The organism is Pseudomonas sp. NPDC087697 (assembly GCF_044743155.1).
Taxonomy (GTDB): Bacteria; Pseudomonadota; Gammaproteobacteria; order Pseudomonadales; family Pseudomonadaceae; genus Aquipseudomonas.
On the sequence record NZ_JBIUVW010000061.1, the window covers coordinates 1 to 20,562 of the forward strand.

Below are 20,562 nucleotides of genomic sequence, written 5' to 3' on the forward strand. Positions count from 1 at the left end.
CGGCTTCCAGGTCCCTCCCTCGATGATCAGTCGAGAACTATCGCTCCTGACGGAGCGATAGTCGAGATACAAGGAGCTGCCGAAGGCTGCGATCTGTTGATCTTGATCTTCGGCGATCTTGAGGCCGCCAAAAGATCGCAGCCTTCGGCAGCTCCTACGGGGGCGTATCCATTTACGACATACCGAGTGGACCGATTTTGCCGGTTCTTGTGGCTTGCAGCTTGATGCTTGCCGCGATCTCTCAGCGACATACTCAATCCCGCCATCCTTGTAGGGCAATCCCTACACTCAACCTTCCATCCGGCTGAGGCGATTCTCTCCTGCACCCCGATTTGCGTGGTCCCAAGGCTCCACTAGGCTTAGTCCTCAGCAGTCCTACATATGAAGAACACAAAGGTGCGGGTATGAGCGAGGTCGATTCAAGCGCTGGGGCGAGTGATGTTCTGGTCAGCTTTCGTGGAGTGCAAAAGAGCTACGACGGCGAGAACCTGATCGTCAAAGACCTCAACCTGGAGATTCGCAAAGGCGAATTCCTCACCTTGCTCGGGCCGTCCGGCTCCGGCAAGACCACCAGTCTGATGATGCTCGCCGGTTTCGAAACGCCGACTGCTGGTGAAATCCAGCTGGCCGGACGTTCCATCAACAACGTGCCGCCGCACAAGCGCGACATCGGCATGGTGTTCCAGAACTACGCGTTGTTCCCGCACATGACGGTGGCCGAGAACCTGGCGTTCCCGCTGACCGTGCGTGGCCTGAACAAAAGCGACGTCAGTGACCGGGTCAAGCGCGTGCTCAGCATGGTTCAGCTCGACGCGTTCGCTCAGCGTTATCCGGCGCAGCTTTCCGGTGGTCAGCAACAGCGTGTGGCGCTGGCCCGGGCGCTGGTGTTCGAACCGCAACTGGTGCTGATGGACGAACCGCTGGGCGCACTGGACAAACAGCTGCGTGAACACATGCAGATGGAAATCAAGCACCTGCACCAGCGCCTCGGCGTGACCGTGGTCTACGTGACCCACGACCAGGGCGAAGCCCTGACCATGTCCGATCGCGTGGCGGTCTTCCATCAAGGCGAAATACAGCAGATCGCGCCACCGCGCGAGCTCTATGAAAAGCCAAAGAACACTTTCGTTGCCAACTTCATCGGCGAGAACAACCGTCTCAACGGTCGTTTGCACAGCCACACCGGCGACCGCTGCGTGGTTGAGCTGGGGCGTGGTGAAAAGGTCGAAGCGCTGGCAGTGAATGTCGGCAAGACCGGTGAGCCAGTGACGCTGTCCATTCGTCCGGAGCGCGTGAGCCTCAACGGTTCAAGCGAATCGTGCGTCAACCGCTTCTCAGGGAGGGTGGCGGAATTCATCTATCTGGGCGATCACGTCCGTGTTCGCCTGGAAGTCTGTGGCAAGACCGACTTCTTCGTGAAACAGCCGATCGCCGAGCTGGATCCGGCGCTGGCGGTCGGAGACGTGGTACCGCTTGGCTGGCAGGTCGAACACGTTCGCGCGCTCGACCCACTTCTAGAGGCGAACTGATCGCCCCCTGTTTCACCAACACCAACCCTGCACGTGGAGAGAACAATAAATGTTGAGATCCCTGAAATTCACCGCCCTCGTTATGGGCATGATGGGTGCGGCACACGCGATGGCGGCTGGCCCGGACCTGACCGTGGTGTCGTTTGGCGGCGCGAACAAGGCGGCGCAGGTCAAGGCTTTCTACGCACCATGGGAAGCCGCGGGTAACGGCAAGATCGTCGCCGGCGAATACAACGGTGAAATGGCCAAGGTCAAAGCCATGGTCGACACCAAGAGCGTGTCCTGGGACCTGGTCGAAGTTGAATCGCCAGAACTGTCCCGTGGTTGCGACGAGGACATGTTCGAGCCGCTCGATCCGGCGCTGTTCGGTAAGTCCGAAGACTACGTCAAGGGCGCTATCCAGCCCTGCGGCGTGGGCTTCTTCGTGTGGTCGACCGTATTGGCCTACAACGCCGACAAGCTGGCAAGCGCACCGACCAGTTGGGTGGATTTCTGGGATACCAAGAAATTCCCGGGCAAACGTGGCCTGCGTAAAGGCGCCAAGTACACCCTCGAATTCGCTTTGATGGCCGACGGCGTTGCGCCGAAAGACGTCTACAAAGTGCTGGCCAGCAAGGATGGTCAGGACCGCGCGTTCAAGAAGCTCGATGAGCTCAAACCAAGCATTCAGTGGTGGGAAGCGGGCGCTCAGCCGCCGCAGTATCTGGCTTCCGGCGACGTCGTCATGAGCTCGGCCTACAACGGCCGGATCGCTGCCGTGCAGAAAGAAAGCCACCTGAAAGTGGTATGGAACGGCGGCATCTACGACTTCGACGCCTGGGCGATTCCAAAAGGCCTGGATAAAGCCCGCGCCGCAGCTGCGAAGAAATTCATCGCGTACTCGGTCATGCCGCAACAGCAGAAAACCTACTCGGAAAACATCGCCTACGGCCCGGCCAATACCCAAGCCGTACCGTTGTTGTCCAAAGACATTCTGAAAGACATGCCGACCACCCCGGAAAACATCGCCAATCAGGTGCAGATCGACGTCAGCTTCTGGGCTGACAACGGCGAGCAACTGGAGCAGCGTTTCAACTCGTGGGCTGCCAAGTAGGAGCTGCCGAAGGCTGCGATCTTTTGATCTGGTTTTTGCGGTTGTTTCGCAGCGTCAAAGGCAAAAGATCGCAGGCTCCTACGGAGTGCGTGTTTTCACAATGAACAGAGGCGGCCTCCCGGCTATGGGAGGCCGCCCTCTGAAATGATCCAAGATTTTCGGAGTTCGCCATGGCCATCGCCGTTCCCCTGAACGAGGGCACCAATCGCACCTTGAAGCAGCGCCTTGCGCGTGCCGAGCGGGTCAACCGCTGGAAGGCCCAGGCCTTGATCGCGCCCTTGGTGCTGTTTCTGTTGTTGGTGTTTCTGGTGCCGATCGTGGCGCTGCTCTACAAAAGTGTCGGTAACCCGGAAGTGGTCGGCGGGATGCCGCGCACCGTGGCTGCCATTGCGACCTGGGATGGTCGAGGCTTGCCGGCGGATCCGGTTTTCAAGGCTGCCAGCGAAGACCTCGCCGATGCCCGCAAGAATCAAAGCCTGGGCGATCTGTCCAAGCGACTGAACATGGAGTTGGCCGGCTATCGCAGCCTGCTGACCAAAACCGCGCGAGCGCTGCCGTTCAAGACTGAACCGGCCTCTTATAAAGACGCGCTTGAAGCGCTGGATGAGCGTTGGGGCGACCCGGCCTATTGGCAAGCGGTACGCCGCAACACCAGCAGCCTGACGCCGTATTACCTGTTGGCGGCAGTCGACCACCGGATCGACGACCTCGGCGAAATCGCCCCGGCGACCCCCGATCAGGCGATCTACCTTGAGATCTTTGCCCGGACCTTCTGGATGGGCCTGATCATCACCGCAATCTGCCTGGTGCTGGCCTATCCGTTGGCGTACCTGCTGGCCAACTTGCCGTCGCGCCAAAGCAACCTGCTGATGATTCTGGTGTTGCTACCGTTCTGGACCTCGATTCTGGTGCGGGTGGCGGCGTGGATTGTGTTGCTGCAATCGGGTGGGCTGATCAACAGCGCGATGATGGCCATGGGCATCATCGATAAGCCGCTGGAACTGGTGTTCAACCGCACCGGGGTTTACATCTCGATGGTGCACATCCTGCTGCCGTTCATGATTCTGCCGATCTACAGCGTGATGAAAGGCATCTCGCCGACCTACATGCGTGCCGCGATCTCGCTGGGTTGCCATCCGTTTGCCAGCTTCTGGCGGGTGTACTTCCCGCAGACCTATGCCGGTGTCGGCGCCGGTTGCCTGTTGGTGTTCATCTTGGCGATTGGTTACTACATCACCCCGGCGCTGCTCGGCAGTCCGAACGATCAGATGGTCAGCTACTTCGTCGCCTTCTACACCAACACCAGCATTAACTGGGGCATGGCGACTGCTCTCGGCGGGCTGCTGCTGTTGGCGACCATCGTGCTCTATCTGATTTACAGCTGGCTGGTAGGCGCAAGCCGCCTGCGTCTGAGCTAAGGGGAGAATCGAAATGCTGAGTCCTTATATGTCGCCCGTTGAGCGGGTGTGGTTCTACAGCTTGCGCACTCTCTGCGGGCTGATCCTGTTGTTCCTGATTTTGCCGGTGCTGGTGATCATCCCGCTGTCGTTCAACTCGGGGAGTTTTCTGGTCTATCCACTGCAAGGGTTCTCGTTGCACTGGTATCAGGACTTCTTTGCGTCGGCCGAATGGATGCGTTCGCTGAAGAACAGCATGATTGTCGCCCCGGCGGCGACGGTGCTGGCGATGGTTTTCGGTACATTGGCGGCGATTGGCCTGACCCGTGGCGACTTCCCCGGCAAGGCGCTGGTGATGGCGTTGGTGATCTCGCCGATGGTGGTGCCGGTGGTGATCATCGGTGTGGCCAGTTACCTGGCCTTCGCTCCGCTGGGATTTGGCAACAGCTTTATCTCGCTGATTGTCGTGCATGCGGTGTTGGGCGTACCGTTCGTGATCATTACCGTGTCGGCTACTTTGCAAGGTTTTAACCAAAACCTGGTGCGTGCCGCCGCCAGCCTGGGGGCCTCACCACTGACGGCGTTCCGCCGTGTGACCTTGCCGTTGATCGCGCCGGGGGTGATTTCAGGGGCGCTGTTTGCCTTCGCGACGTCGTTCGATGAGGTGGTGGTCACGTTGTTCCTTGCCGGTCCCCAACAGGCGACATTGCCGCGGCAGATGTTCAGCGGTATCCGCGAGAACCTCAGCCCAACCATCGCCGCCGCCGCGACGCTGCTGATCGCTTTCTCGGTGTTCCTGCTGCTGACCCTGGAATGGCTGCGTGGCCGCAGCGAGAAACTGCGTACCGCGCAGGTGTAACGGAGCACTCGGTCAAAATGTGGGAGCGAGCTTGCTCGCGATGAGGGACTGACATTCACCATTGATGTCGACTGACAGTCCGCTATCGCGAGCAAGCTCGCTCCCACATTGGATCTTTTGTCATTCGCCAGCTGAATAACAGACAAACCCCAATCCCCAGCTACTATTGTGCCCAGCTCCCCTATTTATAAGAGGCTGCGCACATGAGTATTTCCTCTTTCAAAATCGCTCACAAATTGCTCACCGGCACAGGTGCTATCGAGCAACTGGCCGCCGAACTGACCCGTCTGGATGTCGACTACCCTCTGATTGTCACCGATGCCGCGCTGGTCAAGTCCGGCACGGTGGAGCTGGCGCTGGCGCAACTGGGTGGGCGCACATACGAAATTTTCGACCGGGTGTTGCCAGATCCGGAAATCGCCATCGTTGAAGACTGCATGCGCGTTTACCGCGACGGTGGGCATGACGGTCTGATTGGCCTCGGTGGCGGCAGCGCCATCGACATCGCCAAAAGTGTTGCAGCCTATGCCGGTTACCACGGCGCGCTCGAGGACTTGTTCGGTGTTGATCAGGTGCCACGCAAGGGGCCGCCGCTGATTGCTATTCCGACCACCGCCGGCACCGGTTCGGAGGTCACCAACGTGGCGATTCTTTCCGACAAGGTCGCGCAGCTGAAAAAAGGCATCATCAGTGATTACTTGCTGCCGGATGTTGCTCTGGTCAGCCCGCAAATGACCCTGACTTGCCCGCGCAGTGTGACGGCCGCCAGTGGCGTCGATGCGCTGGTGCATGCTGTCGAATCCTATCTGTCGCTCAACGCCTCGCCGATTACCGACGCGCTGGCCATCGGCGCTATCAAGCTGATCGCCACGGCATTGCCCAAGGCCTACGCCAACCCTTCGAACCTGCAGGCCCGTGAAGACATGGCCACCGCCAGCCTGATGGCCGGCATGGCGTTCGGTAACGCCGGGGTCGGCGCGGTGCATGCCTTGGCTTATCCGCTGGGCGGGCGTTTCAACATTACGCACGGTGTCAGCAACGCCTTGTTGCTGCCGTACGTCATGAACTGGAACAAGATGGCGTGCGTCGAGCGCATGCGGGATATCGCCGAAGCTCTTGGCGTGAAAACGGCGCAGTTGAGCGCTGACGAGGCGGCGGATAAAGCCGTCGAGGCCATGGCGCGACTCTGTGCCGCAGTGGAAATCCCCCAAGGTCTGCACAGCTTTGGCATACCGGAAGATGCAATCCCGGCGATGGCCGTGGAGGCCGCGGGAATAGAGCGATTGATGCGCAACAACCCGCGCAAATTGAGCACTGCCGATATTGAAAAGATCTATCGAGCGGCCTACTGATCATCGCGGTCACGGTGCGCGCGTCAAAGCATGAGGTATACAATGCGCGCCATCGTGATTTTGCTCAAAAAAGGTGCGTCATGCAGCCCTTCGCTATTGCTCCGTCGATTCTCTCCGCCGACTTCGCCCGCCTGGGCGAGGAAGTGGACAACGTTCTGGCCGCCGGCGCCGACATCGTTCACTTCGATGTCATGGACAACCACTACGTGCCAAATCTGACCATCGGGCCGATGGTCTGCTCGGCATTGCGCAAGTACGGCATCACCGCGCCGATCGACGCGCACCTGATGGTCAGCCCGGTAGACCGCATCATTGGCGACTTCATCGACGCCGGCGCGACCTACATCACCTTCCACCCGGAAGCTACGCTGCACGTCGACCGCTCCCTGCAAATGATCCGCGAGGGTGGTTGCAAGGCGGGCCTGGTGTTCAACCCGGCAACCCCGCTGGACGTGCTCAAGTACGTGATGGACAAGGTCGACATGATCCTGCTGATGAGCGTCAACCCGGGCTTCGGCGGGCAGAAATTCATTCCAGGTACCCTCGACAAGCTGCGCGAAGTCCGCGCGATGATCGATGCGTCGGGCCGTGACATTCGCCTGGAAATCGACGGTGGCGTGAACGTGAACAACATCCGGGAAATCGCCGCTGCTGGCGCTGACACCTTTGTCGCCGGCTCGGCCATTTTCAATGCGCCGAACTACCAGGAAGTGATTGAAAAGATGCGTTCCGAACTGGCACTGGCTCGCCCATGAGTGGTTTTGAGCAACTGTTCCCGGGGCGTCTGCCGCGGCTGGTGATGTTCGATCTGGATGGCACGCTGATCGATTCGGTCCCGGACCTGGCAGTGGCTGTGGATAACATGCTGCTCAAACTCGGGCGTGCCCCGGCAGGTCTCGACGCGGTGCGCGAGTGGGTTGGCAACGGTGCGCCGGTGCTGGTCCGTCGCGCACTGGCGGGCAATATCGATCACGCGAGTATCGATGATGGCGAGGCCGAGCACGCGCTGGAGATTTTCATGGAAGCCTACGCGGACGGCCATGAACTGACGATGGTTTACCCCGGCGCACGCGAAACCCTAAGGTGGCTGCGCAAGCAGGGCGTCGAAATGGCATTGATCACCAACAAGCCGGAGCGCTTTGTCGCTCCGTTGCTGGATCAGCTGAAAATCGGCCGTTACTTCCGCTGGATCATCGGTGGCGACACCCTGCCGCAGAAAAAACCTGACCCGGCGGCGCTGTTTTTCGTGATGAAAATGGCCAATATCCCGGCCTCCCAGTCGCTGTTCATCGGTGACTCGCGCAGCGACGTGCTGGCGGCCAAGGCGGCGGGCGTGAAGTGCGTAGCCCTGAGCTATGGCTATAACCATGGCCGGCCGATTGCCGAAGAATCGCCGGCGTTGGTGATCGACGATCTGCGCAAACTAATTCCCGGTTGCCTGGATCCGGCCGCTGAGATAACGTTGCCCGACGCTGTTCAATCCCCTCCTGGAAATTCCATCGTGGTGGTCACTCGCAAACTCTGGATGAAAGTCATCAAGGCCCTGGCCCGCTGGCGTTGGCGCGCCTGACTTGATCCTGGCCGGCTATCCGGCGCGTTTGCACACCTGACCGTTTGACCCTCAAGCCACGAGGCACCTCATGATCCGCGAAGAATTCCTGCGTTTGGCCGCTGCCGGCTACAACCGTATCCCGCTTGCCTGCGAAACCCTTGCCGACTTCGACACACCGCTGTCGATCTACTTGAAACTGGCCGACGAGCCCAACTCCTATCTGCTGGAGTCGGTGCAGGGCGGCGAGAAATGGGGCCGTTACTCGATCATCGGGCTGCCGTGCCGCACGGTGCTGCGGGTGCATGACCATCACGTCAGCGTGACCGTCGATGGCGTCGAGGTAGAAAGCCACGATGTCGAAGACCCGCTGGCCTTCGTCGAAACGTTCAAGGCGCGTTACAACGTGCCGACCATTGCCGGTCTGCCGCGTTTCAACGGTGGTCTGGTGGGCTACTTCGGTTATGACTGCGTGCGTTACGTGGAGAAGCGTCTGGGCAAGTGCCCGAACCCGGATCCGTTGGGCGTGCCGGACATTCTGCTGATGGTCTCCGATGCGGTGGTGGTGTTCGACAATCTGGCCGGCAAGATGCACGCGATCGTGCTGGCCGACCCGTCGCAGGACAACGCCTTTGAGCAAGGTCAGGCGCGTCTGGAAGAACTGCTGGAAAAACTCCGCCAGCCGATCACCCCACGTCGTGGCCTGGACTTCAGCAAGCAACAAGCGGCTGATCCGGTGTTCCGTTCCAGTTTCACCCAGGACGATTACGAGCGGGCGGTGGACACCATCAAGGAATACATCCTCGCCGGTGACTGCATGCAGGTGGTGCCGTCGCAACGGATGTCCATCGACTTCAAGGCCGCGCCGATCGATCTGTACCGGGCGCTGCGTTGCTTCAACCCGACGCCGTATATGTACTTCTTCAACTTCGGCGACTTCCACGTCGTTGGCAGCTCGCCGGAAGTGCTGGTGCGGGTCGAAGACAACCTGATCACCGTGCGGCCGATCGCCGGCACTCGCCCGCGCGGGGCCAACGAAGAAGCTGACCTGCTGCTTGAAGAAGACCTGCTGTCGGACGCCAAGGAAATCGCCGAGCACTTGATGCTGATCGACCTTGGCCGCAACGATACCGGTCGCGTGTCGGAAATCGGTTCGGTGAAGCTCACCGAGAAAATGGTCATCGAGCGCTATTCCAACGTGATGCACATCGTTTCCAATGTCACCGGCCAGTTGAAAGCCGGCCTGACGGCGATGGACGCACTGCGGGCGATTCTGCCGGCAGGTACGTTGTCGGGCGCGCCGAAGATTCGCGCGATGGAAATCATCGACGAACTGGAGCCGGTCAAACGTGGCGTCTACGGTGGCGCGGTAGGTTACTTCGCCTGGAACGGCAACATGGACACCGCGATTGCCATCCGCACGGCGGTGATCAAAAACGGTGAACTGCATGTGCAAGCCGGTGGCGGCATTGTGGCGGACTCGGTGCCCGCACTGGAATGGGAAGAAACCCTGAACAAGCGCCGCGCCATGTTCCGCGCCGTGGCCCTGGCCGAGCAAACCCCACAAAACTGACTTCTGGCGAGTGAGCTTGTTGTGGCGAGGGAGCTTGCTCCCGCTGGCCTGCGAAGCAGGCCCGATTACGACTGCTTCGCAGCCGAGCGCGAGCAAGCTCGCTCGCCACAATAGCCGTGCCATAAAAAACGCTGCCTCCGAGAGGAGGCAGCGTTTTTTTATTGCCGGCGGTTTAGAAGTCCAGGCTGACACCCACGTTGATGCCCTGTTGGGTGAAGTCGTCATCCTTGCGAATGTTGTAGCTGGCACGCAACGCCAGGTCCGGGGTCAGTTTGTGGCTGACGCCCAGGTTCAGGCGGTTCAGGTTGGTTTGCGGGGTATACCCCTGCAGCGTGAAACGGTTGTTGGGCAGGCTGTTGAGGTTGATGGTCAGGTCCTGGGTATCGTCCTTATATTCGCGCTCATGAGCGAACTCGCCGAATACCTGAGTCTGCGGGGTGATCTGGTACTTGCCCTGCAAGCCAACACCGAGGCGTTTGGAGGTGCGCTTCTGGTCAGCGAAAGTCAGAGCAGTAGAGTCGTTACCGCTCTCCGAGTAACCATCGACTTGCACCTTGGCGTAATCGGCACTGACGAATGGCGACAGGTGCCACGGACTGCTGGCCAACGGCGCGATGTCGTAGCCTACCCGGCCGCTGGCGGCCAGCGTGTAGCCGCTGGTATCGCCTTTTTCTCCGCGCTCGTTGACGCCCAGATCGAATTTTCGCTTGAGGCTGTCGTAGTCCAGGTGCCCGGCAGTCAGAGCGGCATCAGCCCACCAGCGATTTTGCTGATACTGGGCGAACGCCGTGCCCAGGTAAGTGTTGAGCTTGTATTGCGAGTTGTCCTGGCCTGCCTCAAGCTTCTGATGATAGAACCCTGCCGCTACGCCTACGCGCCAGGCGTCATCGAGGCGGTAACTGCCACCGATGTTCAGGTTGTAGCCGTTTCCGTCAGCACTGGCGCTGCTGCGTTGGTCGTCGAAATCCTGATGCTGGCCACCACCGGCGACGATCGCCCGCCATTGGCCAACGCCTTGCCAGTTTTCCCAGTCGGCCAGCCATTGGTTACGCAGTTCATCCTGGTGCGCGCGTAATGTGCCCTGGGCTATCTCTGGCAACAATGTCAGCTCCCAGGGAGCGGCGAGCAGGGAATAAGCGTAATCGGCAATCAGCCATTGCCCGGCTTCGGTCGGGTGGACCGAGTCGTTGTAGATCAACTTGGTCGGATCCGGCGTGGCGCTGTTGATACCGTACCGGGCGTTTTCCGTACAGCTATCGCCGCTGAAGCAGGTCGCGGTGAGGTTCTGATCGGTGGCCAGGCCGAACTGCGCCGGGTTGGCGAAGGTCTCTTTGAGCAGCAGCGGTATATTGAGCGGAATGACCTCGGCGTTGACGTGCTGCAACTGGCTGACCAGTTCGGTGTTGAACTGGGCGCTGAGCTGGGAGGTAAAGGCCTGCAGCGGACTGCCATTGACCGCAGGGGTCAGGCCAATGTCAGGCAACAGCCAGACCATGATGTACTTGGCGCCAGCCTGTTGCAGCACCTGCACGCTGTTGACCAGTCGATCGGCTGCGGCGTTGGCCTGGTCAAGGCTGGTCACCCGACCCTGAAGGAAGTCGTTACCGCCACCCGAGAGGTAATACAGCGCATTCGGGTCGGCACGGAAGTTATTGGTCGGCAGATAACCAGGCCGACTGCGCTCACCGGTGTCCGAGGTGGTGGTGATCGAGTCGAGGATCTGATCGGTGCGGTAGCCGCCCGTAGCCCAGTTGTTGCCGTCTGGCAGGCCTTGGCTGGCACGGGCTGCCGAGGTGGAAGCGGCCGTTTGGTCAGGCGAAAATCCTAGTTTCCCCCCCAGCAATTGCGTCGAGTTGGCAGCGCGAACCTCGCCGTTGCCATCCTTGTAGGTCGGTCCGACGCGGTTGGTGAACCGCTCGGTTGCACCTGCGGGACCTCCAGTATCGGTAAACTGCCCGGCGTCGTTCAGGCTATCGCCAAAGACAATGAATTTCGAATAGGGGGCGGGCGCCGCGATGGCCTGAGCGCAGGCCATTGCAAGAAGACAACCGGCGAGCGGTACACACAACGTCTGTTTGATCATGAGAAAGTCCGTTTTATTTATTGTTGTAGTAAACGAAACGACAGTACCAAAAACTTTTGCGTTTTAGCTATGGCTAAAGGCCGCATCGATTGCTTGCGCTGCACCATATTGCACGCTCTGCTCAGCTAAGTTACTGTGCGGGAACGTATGAATGAGACCTGCCCCGTGTTGATCGTCAGCAAACTCTTGGATCAAGTCGTCAAGGCCCACGCCCGTTGGCGTTGGCGCGCCTGAATTTTCTCTGCCGGTCCGGCCGGACCTGTACCCGTTTGCCTTCTTACCTGTATGAAATGCCGCTTTTGCTGGTTCCATTCCAGCAACTGACTGAGCGCAGCAAGACTGCGGGTAAATCATTCGAAGGCCGTCTCAAAAGTCAGTGAATTCAAGAGGTTCCAAACCATGTTGCTGATGATCGATAACTACGACTCTTTTACCTACAACGTTGTGCAGTACCTCGGTGAGCTAGGCTCCGAGGTCAAGGTTGTGCGCAACGATGAGCTGACCATTGCCGAAATCGAAGCGCTCAAGCCTGAGCGTATCGTCGTGTCCCCCGGCCCATGCACCCCGACCGAAGCCGGCGTGTCCATCGAAGCCATCAAGTATTTCGCCGGCAAACTGCCGATTCTTGGCGTCTGCCTCGGGCATCAGTCCATCGGCCAGGCGTTTGGCGGTGATGTGGTACGCGCTCGCCAAGTCATGCACGGTAAGACTAGCCCGGTATTCCACGAGGACAAGGGTGTGTTCGAAGGTCTTAACCGTCCGCTGACCGTCACCCGCTATCACTCGTTGATTGTTAAGCGCGAAACCTTGCCTGATTGCCTGGAGTTGACCGCCTGGACTCAGCTCGAAGACGGCTCGGTCGATGAAATCATGGGCCTGCGCCACAAGACACTGAACATCGAAGGGGTGCAATTTCACCCCGAGTCGATCCTGACCGAGCAGGGCCACGAGCTGTTCGCCAACTTCCTCAAACAAACCGGCGGCACGCGCTAAGGACTTTCCATGGATATCAAGACTGCCCTGAGCCGTATCGTCGGCCACCTGGACCTGAGCACTGATGAAATGCGCGATGTGATGCGCGAAATCATGACCGGGCAATGCACTGACGCGCAGATCGGCGCGTTCATGATGGCCATGCGCATGAAAAGCGAGAGCATTGACGAGATCGTCGGCGCCGTTTCGGTCATGCGTGAACTGGCGGACAAGGTCGAGCTGAAAACCCTCGACGGTGTCGTCGATGTGGTCGGCACCGGCGGTGATGGCGCGAACATCTTCAACGTCTCGACGGCTGCTTCGTTTGTGGTGGCGGCGGCCGGTTGCACCGTGGCCAAGCACGGTAACCGTGCGGTCTCGGGCAAAAGCGGCAGCGCCGACTTGCTGGAGGCGGCCGGGATTTACCTGAACCTGACGCCGGTTCAAGTGGCGCGTTGCATCGACAACGTCGGCATCGGCTTCATGTTCGCCCAGGCCCATCACGGCGCAATGAAATACGCCGCTGGCCCGCGCCGTGATCTCGGCCTGCGTACGCTGTTCAACATGCTCGGCCCGCTTACGAATCCGGCCGGCGTGAAGCATCAGGTAGTGGGCGTGTTCAGTCAGGCATTGTGCCGCCCGTTGGCCGAAGTCTTGCAGCGTATGGGCAGCAAACATGTGCTGGTAGTGCATTCGAAGGATGGCCTGGACGAGTTCAGTCTGGCGGCGCCAACCTTTGTGGCGGAATTGAAGGATGACCAGATCAGCGAGTATTGGGTCGAGCCTGAAGACCTCGGCATGAAGAGCCAGAGCCTGCACGGCCTGGCAGTGGAGAGCCCGGCGGCCTCGCTCGAACTGATTCGCGATGCCTTGGGGCGCCGCAAAACCGAGAACGGTCAGAAAGCCGCAGAAATGATTGTGCTCAATGCCGGTGCCGCGCTGTATGCCGCTGATCATGCGAGCAGCCTGAGAGAGGGGGTTGCCTTGGCTCATGACGCGCTGCATACCGGCCTTGCGCGTGAAAAACTTGAAGAGTTGGGTGCGTTTACCGCGGTATTCAGAGTGGAGAATGAGGCATGAGTGTACCGACGGTTCTGGAAAAGATTCTCGCCCGCAAAGTCGAGGAAGTGGCCGAGCGTAGCGCTCGCGTAACGCTTGCCGAGCTGGAAGCGTTGGCCAGGGTGGCCGATGCACCGCGCGGTTTTGCCAGGGCGCTGCTCGCCCAGGCCAAGCTCAAGCAGCCGGCGGTGATTGCTGAAATCAAGAAGGCTTCGCCGAGCAAAGGCGTGATTCGCGAGAACTTCGTGCCGGCCGACATCGCCAAGAGCTACGAGAAGGGCGGGGCGACTTGCCTCTCGGTGCTGACTGATATCGATTACTTCCAGGGCGCCGACATCTACCTGCAGCAGGTGCGTGCTGCATGCAAACTGCCGGTGATCCGCAAGGACTTCATGATTGATCCTTATCAGATCGTCGAAGCCCGTGCGCTGGGCGCCGATTGCGTGCTGTTGATCGTTGCCGCGCTGGATGACGTGAAAATGGCCGAGCTGGCAGCTGTCGCCAAAAGTGTTGGCCTCGACGTGCTGGTGGAAGTCCACGACGGTGACGAGCTGGAGCGAGCCTTGAAAACCCTCGATACTCCGTTGGTCGGCGTGAATAACCGCAATCTGCACACCTTCGAAGTCAGCCTGGAAACCACCCTCGATCTGCTGCCGCGCATCCCACGCGATCGCCTGGTCATCACTGAAAGTGGCATCCTTAATCGCGCCGACGTCGAGCTGATGGAAATCAGCGAGGTGTATTCGTTCCTGGTCGGCGAAGCGTTCATGCGCGCCGAAAGTCCGGGTGCTGAACTGCAACGCTTGTTCTTTCCGGAGCGCGGCGTAGCGGTCAGTGGTTCTACACTCGACTGAATCTGATTCAATGAAGAAGCCGGCGTTGCCGGCTTTTTTGTATCCACCGCAAAGGACTCGCACTGCCATGACTCAACCCATTGCCTTGACCGTCGAAGCCGGTCTGCGTGCCGAGCAGGATTTGTTGGCGACGGTGTGTGCCGGCGACCAGGAGTTTGGTTTGTTGTTCTGGCAGCCGAGCGATCGCGCGCTGGTCATGCCCCGGCGCTTGAGCCGTTTGCCAGGGTTCGAGGCCGCTTGCGAGGCGTCGGCCGAGAACGGTTGGCCGGTGCTGCTGCGTGAAACCGGCGGTGAGCCGGTGCCGCAGTCTGCCGCGACGATCAATATCGCGCTGGTGTATGCACCACCGCGCAGCGAAGGAGATCACGGTCGGATCGAAACCGCTTATCGGCGTCTGTGCGATCCGATTTGCGCGCTGCTGACGGAGCTCGGCGGCAAGTCCTCATTGGGTGAAGTCGATGGCGCGTTCTGTGACGGGCGTTTCAACGTCAATCTTGACGGCCGCAAAATGGTTGGCACCGCTCAGCGCTGGCGCCAGAGCAAGGGTGGCCAGCGCCCGGTGGGGCTGGTGCACGGTGCGCTGTTGCTGGACGACGAGCGAGAGTTGATGGTTGAGGCGGTAAATCGTTTTAACGAGGCTTGCGGTCTGGAGCAGCGGGTTCGTGCGCAGAGCCACATCGCCCTGCATGAACAATTCGCCGCCCCTGACGCCATCGAGCGGCTGGACACGTTGTATCGGCAAATGCTGGCCGAGGTGATGTCGGCTTAACGAGTGCCGAACACCACCATGGTCTTGCCTTTAACGTCAACCAGGTTGCGCTCTTCCAGGTCCTTGAGCACACGCCCGACCATTTCCCGCGAGCAACCGACGATCCGGCCGATTTCCTGACGGGTCACTTTGATCTGCATGCCGTCCGGGTGCGTCATGGCATCAGGCTGTTTGCACAGCTCCAGCAAGCAGCGCGCAACCCGGCCGGTGACGTCGAAGAACGCCAGGTCGCCGACCTTGCGTGTGGTATTGCGCAGGCGCTGGGCAATCTGGCCACTGAGCACATAGAGAATGTCCGGGTCTTGCAGGGACAGCTCGCGGAACTTGCAGTAGCTGATCTCGGCCACTTCGCATTCGACCTTGGCGCGAACCCAGGCGCTGCGCTCCTGTTCCTGCCCGGCTTGTTCGAACAGGCCCAGCTCGCCGAAGAAGTCCCCGGCATTGAGGTAGGCGATGATCATTTCCCGGCCATCGTCGTCCTCGATGAGGATGGTGACAGAACCCTTGATGATGAAGAACAGCGTATCCGAACGATCTCCAGCGCAAATGATGTTGCTCTTGGCCTGATAACGACGGCGCTGGCAATGCATCAACAACTTGTCGAGGTTCTTGATTTTGGGTGTTGGGGTAACAGCAACCATGGTTGTATCCCGAAAAGACTGCACGGTGTGATGTAGTTTTTTTGTAGGAGCTGGCGAAGCCTGCGATCTTTTTATTCGCTACAGAGCTGGCTATGCGCCATTGAATTGGCGCCAGCTTAACAGACACATTCCGTCGTTATTCGAGAATTTATCAATACTGTAAGTGTGTTGCTGGCGCTACTGCCAGCCACTGTCAATCGAAGGCCCTGTGCTAAGCTGGCGACCCTTTTTTAACAGTGGAGTCTTGGCGATGAAGGCACGCATCCAATGGGCTGGCGAAGCCATGTTCCTCGGTGAATCCGGCAGCGGTCACGTGGTGGTCATGGACGGTCCGCCTGATGCAGGCGGTCGGAATCTGGGTGTACGCCCGATGGAAATGCTCCTGCTCGGTGTGGGCGGTTGCAGCAATTTCGACGTGGTCAGCATCCTGAAGAAGTCCCGCCAGGCCGTGGAAAGCTGCGAAGCGTTCCTCGAAGCCGAACGTGCGACCGAAGATCCCAAGGTCTTTACCAAGATTCACATGCACTTTGTGGTCAAGGGGCGGGCGCTGAAAGAAGCCCAGGTCAAACGGGCCATCGAGCTGTCGGCCGAGAAGTATTGCTCGGCGTCGATCATGCTTGGCGCGGCCGGTGTAGCCATCACCCATGACTACGAAATCATCGAACTCGGTTGATTCGACATTCAACTATCATAAATGCAGTGCAGACTCTGGCGATCACTGGCCCAGGTCTGCATAATGCGCCACTTTTTTCAGGGCAGTGATCGGTCAACCGACAGGTCACCCACCCGAACAGACAACCAAAATCGCCATCGCGAAGAGGTGTTAACCGTCCTACGCAGGTGCGTCGTTCGCATTTGACGGGCATGCTTGATCACGCGGCCCGGCCGCATACATAGAGAGTTTTTAAACGGTGAAAAGCAAACTCAAGCTCCATGGGTTCAATAACCTGACAAAGACCTTGAGCTTCAACATCTATGACATCTGCTACGCGGAAACCCCGCAAGACCAGCAGGCTTACGTTGAGTACATCAATAAAGAGTACAACGCCAAGCGCCTGACGCAGATCCTCACAGAAGTTGTCGATATCATTGGTGCCAATATCCTGAACATCGCCAGTCAGGACTATGAACCCCAGGGTGCCAGCGTGACCATTCTGATCTCCGAGGAACCGGTGACCCCCACCGAGAGCCAGATCGAAGAGTCTCCGGGGCCGATACCCGAAATCATCCTGGCCCACCTCGACAAGAGCCACATTACGGTGCACACCTACCCGGAAATTCATCCGGTGGACGGTATCGCAACCTTCCGTGTGGACATTGACGTGTCGACGTGCGGAGTCATTTCACCGCTTAAGGCACTCAACTTCCTGATTCACCAGTTCGATTCGGATATCGTGACCGTGGATTATCGCGTGCGCGGTTTCACCCGTGACGTTGAAGGCAAAAAACACTTCATCGACCACGAGATCAACTCGATCCAGAACTACCTTTCCGAAGACACCCGCGATGGTTACCAGTTGACCGACGTGAACGTGTACCAGGAAAATCTGTTCCACACTAAAATGTTGCTGAAGAACTTCGAACTGGACAACTACCTGTTCGGTGACGCCACCAGCAATCTGTCGACGGAACAACGTGCTCAGGTTACTGAACGCGTGAAGCACGAAATGCTTGAGATCTTCTACGCGCGCAACATGTCGAACTGATCTTTGAGATAAAGAACGCAGGCAAAAGAAAGGGCGCTTATAAAGCGCCCTTTTTTGTGCCCGCAGATTTTGTGGATCAAATGCGGTAAGTGCTTTTGGTCATGACCTTGGCCATCAGGCTCATGCCGAATTTTACCGGTGCCGGGAAGCGGAAGCCTCCAGCATCCAGTGCGCTTTCGGCGTGCTGTTCTTCGTCGATGCGCATCTGCTCAAGAATGGCCCGGGACTTCTCGTCTTCGGCCGGCAGTTGCTCAAGATGTTCGTTCAAGTGTTTGCACACCTGATCTTCAGTTGCAGCGACGAACCCCAGGCTGACTTTGTCGCTGATCAACCCGGCGACGGCGCCAATACCAAACGACATACCGTAGAACAGCGGATTGAGAATGCTGGTGTGGCTGCCCAGTTGGCGGATGCGCTGTTCGCACCAGACCAGGTGATCGATCTCTTCTTCGGCCGCATGTTCCATGGCCTCCCGCACTTGCGGCAACTTGGCGGTCAGGGCCTGGCCCTGGTACAGCGCCTGGGCACAGACTTCACCGGTATGGTTGATGCGCATCAGGCCGGCGACGTGCCGGGTGTCTTCGTCGCTCATTTTCGCCTCTGGCTGCACGATGGCCGGCGACGGGCGATAAGGCTGGCCACTGAAGGGCAGCAAAGTGCGCATCGCGGTGTCGGCTTGCAACAGAAGACGGTCAATCGGCGAGTAGTGACGTTGGGTAGTCATGCTGACCTCCGGGAAGAATCTCGGTGGCCAGTTTACCGCAATCGGCCGGGTAAGGTTTGCGTTGGGTCATGGCTGAGAGCGACACAGTCTGTAGGAGCAAGGCTTGCCCGCGATAGGGGCAACTCGGTTATCCCGGATAAACCGTGTCGATTCTATCGCGGGCAAGCCTTGCTCCTACGGGGGGCGGGGAATCAGCCCGGCGGCCAGTGCATCTGACGCTGACCCAGCACGTGCATATGAATGTGGTAAACGGTCTGCCCACCCAACTCATTGCAGTTCATGACCACGCGAAAGCCTTCTTCGCAGCCCAGTTCCAGCGCCAGGCGTTGGGCGGTGAACAGAATGTGTCCGGCCAGTGCCTTATCGTCCTCGGTGAGGTCGTTGAGGGTGCGCACCGGTTTTTTCGGGACTACCAGGAAATGCACGGGGGCCTGTGGGGCGATGTCGTGGAAGGCCAGGACCTGGTCATCCTCGTAAATGATCTTGGCAGGTATTTCTCTGTTGATGATTTTGGTGAACAGAGTATCCACAGCTGTTTCTCCATTGTGTTGGTCCGGGCTGAGTGTACTGAAGGGGACAGGCCCGAGCCCAGACTTTTACGTGGTTGAGCGCTCAGCGCGGGCAGTACGCCTTGTTGACCATGCCCACGATGGTTCGGATCAGCCAGCGCGACCCGAGGCGCGGCAAGAACGCGAACCAGCGATTACGACGTCCGGGAATGATGATCGCGCGGTTCTTCTCCAGCGCACGTACCGTGTAGAGGGCCACTTCCTCGGGGCTCATCAGCATTTTGCTGTTGGCCAGTTTGTCGGTGTCCAGTTGCGCGGTGCGGAAAAATGCCGTGCGGGTCGGGCCGGGGCAAAGGACCGAAACCTTGACCGCGCATTTTTTCAGCTCTACCCGCAAACCTTCGGAGAAGTGCAATACATACGCCTTGCTGGCGTAGTAGGTACTCATCCACGGGCCTGGATTGAAGGCCGCCATCGACGCGACGTTCAAAATCTGTCCGCCGCCCTGCAGGGCCATGCTGTTGCCAATGGCGTGACACAGGCGAGTCAGGGCCAGGATGTTCACTTCGATCAAGTCTTGTTCGGTCATCCAGTCCTGAGCCAGAAACGGGCCGCAGGTGCCGATGCCGGCGCAATTGACCAGCAGGTCGATCTGGCGGTCACCCTCTTCGAGTTCCAGCAAAAAGCCGGACAGGCGCAGTGGTTCGCCCAGATCGCAGGCGCGAAACAGTACCTCGACGCCAAAACGCTGGGTCAGTTCGATTGCGATGCTTTCCAACTGATCACGTTGGCGGGCCACCAGAATCAGGCTGCGGCCGCGTCGCGCCAGCGCTTCGGCCATGGCCAGGCCGATGCCGCTGGAAGCGCCAGTGATCAGAGCGTAACGGGTCATGCAATTCTCCATCGCAACGGCTCGCGGCCTGTGGACAGAGATGTCACAGGTACCGAGCGCGTTTATTGTTTCTCATAGTCTACAGGGGGCTGAGCTGCTTTCGCCGCATCCTCTGCTTCAACCGCGTCAGCCGACTCGCTGCTTCCATAACTGCTGGTCGAGGCGCTTTCGTATTCTTCTGTAATAGTGCTGAGGCCACCGGCAAGCCCACCGACAAAGACCACCGCGATCACCACCAGCCACAGCCCGCACAGGACTTTAACGGCCGTGCTGTTAGGCGGCTGCGGCGCGCCATAGCGATTCGCCCCGATGTTTCCTGGCAGCACCGCCAACGCGATCGGAAACAGGCCGCCGATAAAGGGCACCAGGTTCAGAAACCACAGCCAGCCGGACCAGCCAAGATCGTGCAGACGTTGCACGCTGATGGTGATGTTTATGTAGAGGTACGCCACGATCGCCACGACACAAACAATCGCGCTAAGTACCATTTGATTGCCGGCCAACAGGCTGAGCCCAAAAACGCCGGCGATAGCACCAATGATCAGCAGCGCGGCCAATGACCAGGCGAGATAACGCAGGCGGCCGATTCGCCCTTGCACACCGAACACCTTGAGTTCGGAAAACTCTGGCAAGACTTCGCCAACAGGTGCGCGAGGAGGGCTATAAGGTGATTCGTTGTCGCCGAGTGCGGGTGTCGTGTAAGGGGCAGGCGGTGATTCGTGAACGTCGGTCAAATTGAGCTCGATCGACGGTTCTGCTTCGATGCGTGCATCGATGCCGGTTTTCGACAGGGCATTCAGATAGGTTTGCGCATCTGTGTGGGACAGGTCGCGCTTAAGTGCGACAGGCTTTCCGCTGAACAGGCGTTCGATGGCCGAGACGTCGCTTTTGAACAGTTGGGCGAGATTGAGTTTTGCGGTGGTGATGTCGACACCCGGAAGCAGGGCTCCCTGGAAGACGATCTTGAAACGGTTTTCGCTCATGCCGGGGCATCCTTGTCG

General features: G+C 59.0%; 20 protein-coding genes. 14 read left to right on the top strand and 6 right to left on the bottom strand.

Features of this window, described 5'->3' with window-relative positions; genetic code table 11:
* Positions 1-404 precede the first annotated feature (404 nt).
* The 8 genes from ACIPIN_RS27025 to trpE all read left to right on the top strand — a co-directional run bounded on the left by ACIPIN_RS27025 (position 405) and on the right by trpE (position 9,352).
* Positions 405-1,529 (top strand): ABC transporter ATP-binding protein, encoded by a 1,125-nt coding sequence (locus tag ACIPIN_RS27025; RefSeq protein ID WP_401124201.1) that lies wholly within the window; start codon positions 405-407, stop codon positions 1,527-1,529.
* Positions 1,530-1,578: 49 nt separating this feature from the next.
* Positions 1,579-2,622 (top strand): ABC transporter substrate-binding protein, encoded by a 1,044-nt coding sequence (locus ACIPIN_RS27030; RefSeq protein WP_401124203.1) that lies wholly within the window; start codon positions 1,579-1,581, stop codon positions 2,620-2,622.
* A gap of 170 nt (positions 2,623-2,792) precedes the next feature.
* Positions 2,793-4,040, top strand: a complete 1,248-nt coding sequence (locus tag ACIPIN_RS27035) for an ABC transporter permease (RefSeq protein WP_401124205.1) — start codon at positions 2,793-2,795, stop codon at positions 4,038-4,040.
* A 13-nt stretch (positions 4,041-4,053) separates the two neighbouring features.
* Entirely contained in the window at positions 4,054-4,878 is an 825-nt protein-coding gene (locus ACIPIN_RS27040; RefSeq protein ID WP_401124208.1) for an ABC transporter permease, read from the top strand.
* A 203-nt stretch (positions 4,879-5,081) separates the two neighbouring features.
* Positions 5,082-6,230, top strand: a complete 1,149-nt coding sequence (locus tag ACIPIN_RS27045; RefSeq protein ID WP_401124210.1) for an iron-containing alcohol dehydrogenase — start codon at positions 5,082-5,084, stop codon at positions 6,228-6,230.
* A gap of 80 nt (positions 6,231-6,310) precedes the next feature.
* Positions 6,311-6,985, top strand: a complete 675-nt coding sequence (gene rpe / locus ACIPIN_RS27050) for a ribulose-phosphate 3-epimerase (protein WP_071553123.1) — start codon at positions 6,311-6,313, stop codon at positions 6,983-6,985.
* The gene (locus ACIPIN_RS27055) at positions 6,982-7,800 is read left to right on the top strand and encodes a phosphoglycolate phosphatase (protein WP_401124213.1); all 819 of its coding nucleotides are present in this window, start codon (positions 6,982-6,984) and stop codon (positions 7,798-7,800) included. The genes rpe and ACIPIN_RS27055 overlap by 4 nt, the downstream gene beginning before the upstream one ends.
* Before the next feature lie 70 nt (positions 7,801-7,870).
* Positions 7,871-9,352, top strand: a complete 1,482-nt coding sequence (trpE, locus tag ACIPIN_RS27060) for an anthranilate synthase component I (RefSeq protein WP_401124216.1) — start codon at positions 7,871-7,873, stop codon at positions 9,350-9,352.
* Positions 9,353-9,524: 172 nt separating this feature from the next.
* On the opposite strand, the gene estP is transcribed toward trpE, so the two are convergent.
* The gene (gene estP / locus ACIPIN_RS27065; protein WP_401124218.1) at positions 9,525-11,435 is read right to left on the bottom strand and encodes an esterase EstP; all 1,911 of its coding nucleotides are present in this window, start codon (positions 11,433-11,435) and stop codon (positions 9,525-9,527) included.
* Between the two features lie 399 nt (positions 11,436-11,834).
* On the opposite strand from estP, the gene ACIPIN_RS27070 reads away from it, so the two are divergent.
* The 4 genes from ACIPIN_RS27070 (at position 11,835) to ACIPIN_RS27085 (ending at position 15,089) form a co-directional block, all read left to right on the top strand.
* Complete coding sequence (locus tag ACIPIN_RS27070) at positions 11,835-12,428, top strand: aminodeoxychorismate/anthranilate synthase component II (RefSeq protein WP_019693903.1); 594 nt, start codon at positions 11,835-11,837, stop codon at positions 12,426-12,428.
* Positions 12,429-12,437: 9 nt separating this feature from the next.
* A complete protein-coding gene (gene trpD, locus ACIPIN_RS27075) occupies positions 12,438-13,487 on the top strand; it encodes an anthranilate phosphoribosyltransferase (RefSeq protein ID WP_401124220.1) in 1,050 nt (349 codons plus the stop codon).
* Positions 13,484-14,320, top strand: a complete 837-nt coding sequence (trpC, locus tag ACIPIN_RS27080; RefSeq protein ID WP_401124223.1) for an indole-3-glycerol phosphate synthase TrpC — start codon at positions 13,484-13,486, stop codon at positions 14,318-14,320. The genes trpD and trpC overlap by 4 nt, the downstream gene beginning before the upstream one ends.
* Before the next feature lie 67 nt (positions 14,321-14,387).
* Positions 14,388-15,089, top strand: coding sequence for a biotin/lipoate A/B protein ligase family protein (locus tag ACIPIN_RS27085; RefSeq protein ID WP_401124226.1), 702 nt, complete (start codon positions 14,388-14,390; stop codon positions 15,087-15,089).
* Here ACIPIN_RS27085 and crp read toward each other — a convergent pair.
* Positions 15,086-15,730 carry a cAMP-activated global transcriptional regulator CRP gene (gene crp / locus ACIPIN_RS27090; RefSeq protein ID WP_401124228.1) on the bottom strand — a complete coding sequence of 215 codons (645 nt, stop codon included), beginning with the start codon at positions 15,728-15,730 and terminating at the stop codon, positions 15,086-15,088. The two genes, ACIPIN_RS27085 and crp, sit on opposite strands and share 4 nt — an antisense overlap.
* Before the next feature lie 250 nt (positions 15,731-15,980).
* Between crp and ACIPIN_RS27095 the strand changes: the two genes are divergently transcribed.
* Both ACIPIN_RS27095 and speD read left to right on the top strand, forming a co-directional pair.
* Positions 15,981-16,403, top strand: a complete 423-nt coding sequence (locus ACIPIN_RS27095) for an OsmC family protein (RefSeq protein ID WP_017138086.1) — start codon at positions 15,981-15,983, stop codon at positions 16,401-16,403.
* Positions 16,404-16,641: 238 nt separating this feature from the next.
* Positions 16,642-17,436 (top strand): adenosylmethionine decarboxylase, encoded by a 795-nt coding sequence (gene speD / locus ACIPIN_RS27100; RefSeq protein WP_401124230.1) that lies wholly within the window; start codon positions 16,642-16,644, stop codon positions 17,434-17,436.
* Positions 17,437-17,512: 76 nt separating this feature from the next.
* Here the strand turns inward: speD and coq7 are convergent, their stop codons facing one another.
* The 4 genes from coq7 to ACIPIN_RS27120 all read right to left on the bottom strand — a co-directional run bounded on the left by coq7 (position 17,513) and on the right by ACIPIN_RS27120 (position 20,544).
* The gene (gene coq7, locus ACIPIN_RS27105) at positions 17,513-18,160 is read right to left on the bottom strand and encodes a 2-polyprenyl-3-methyl-6-methoxy-1,4-benzoquinone monooxygenase (RefSeq protein ID WP_262112821.1); all 648 of its coding nucleotides are present in this window, start codon (positions 18,158-18,160) and stop codon (positions 17,513-17,515) included.
* A gap of 191 nt (positions 18,161-18,351) precedes the next feature.
* Positions 18,352-18,690 carry a histidine triad nucleotide-binding protein gene (locus ACIPIN_RS27110; RefSeq protein WP_007906873.1) on the bottom strand — a complete coding sequence of 113 codons (339 nt, stop codon included), beginning with the start codon at positions 18,688-18,690 and terminating at the stop codon, positions 18,352-18,354.
* Positions 18,691-18,772: 82 nt separating this feature from the next.
* Positions 18,773-19,561: an SDR family NAD(P)-dependent oxidoreductase gene (locus ACIPIN_RS27115; RefSeq protein WP_401124233.1), complete on the bottom strand. Its 789-nt coding sequence runs from the start codon at positions 19,559-19,561 to the stop codon at positions 18,773-18,775.
* A 62-nt stretch (positions 19,562-19,623) separates the two neighbouring features.
* A complete protein-coding gene (locus ACIPIN_RS27120; protein ID WP_401124236.1) occupies positions 19,624-20,544 on the bottom strand; it encodes a DUF805 domain-containing protein in 921 nt (306 codons plus the stop codon).
* Positions 20,545-20,562: the final 18 nt, after the last annotated feature.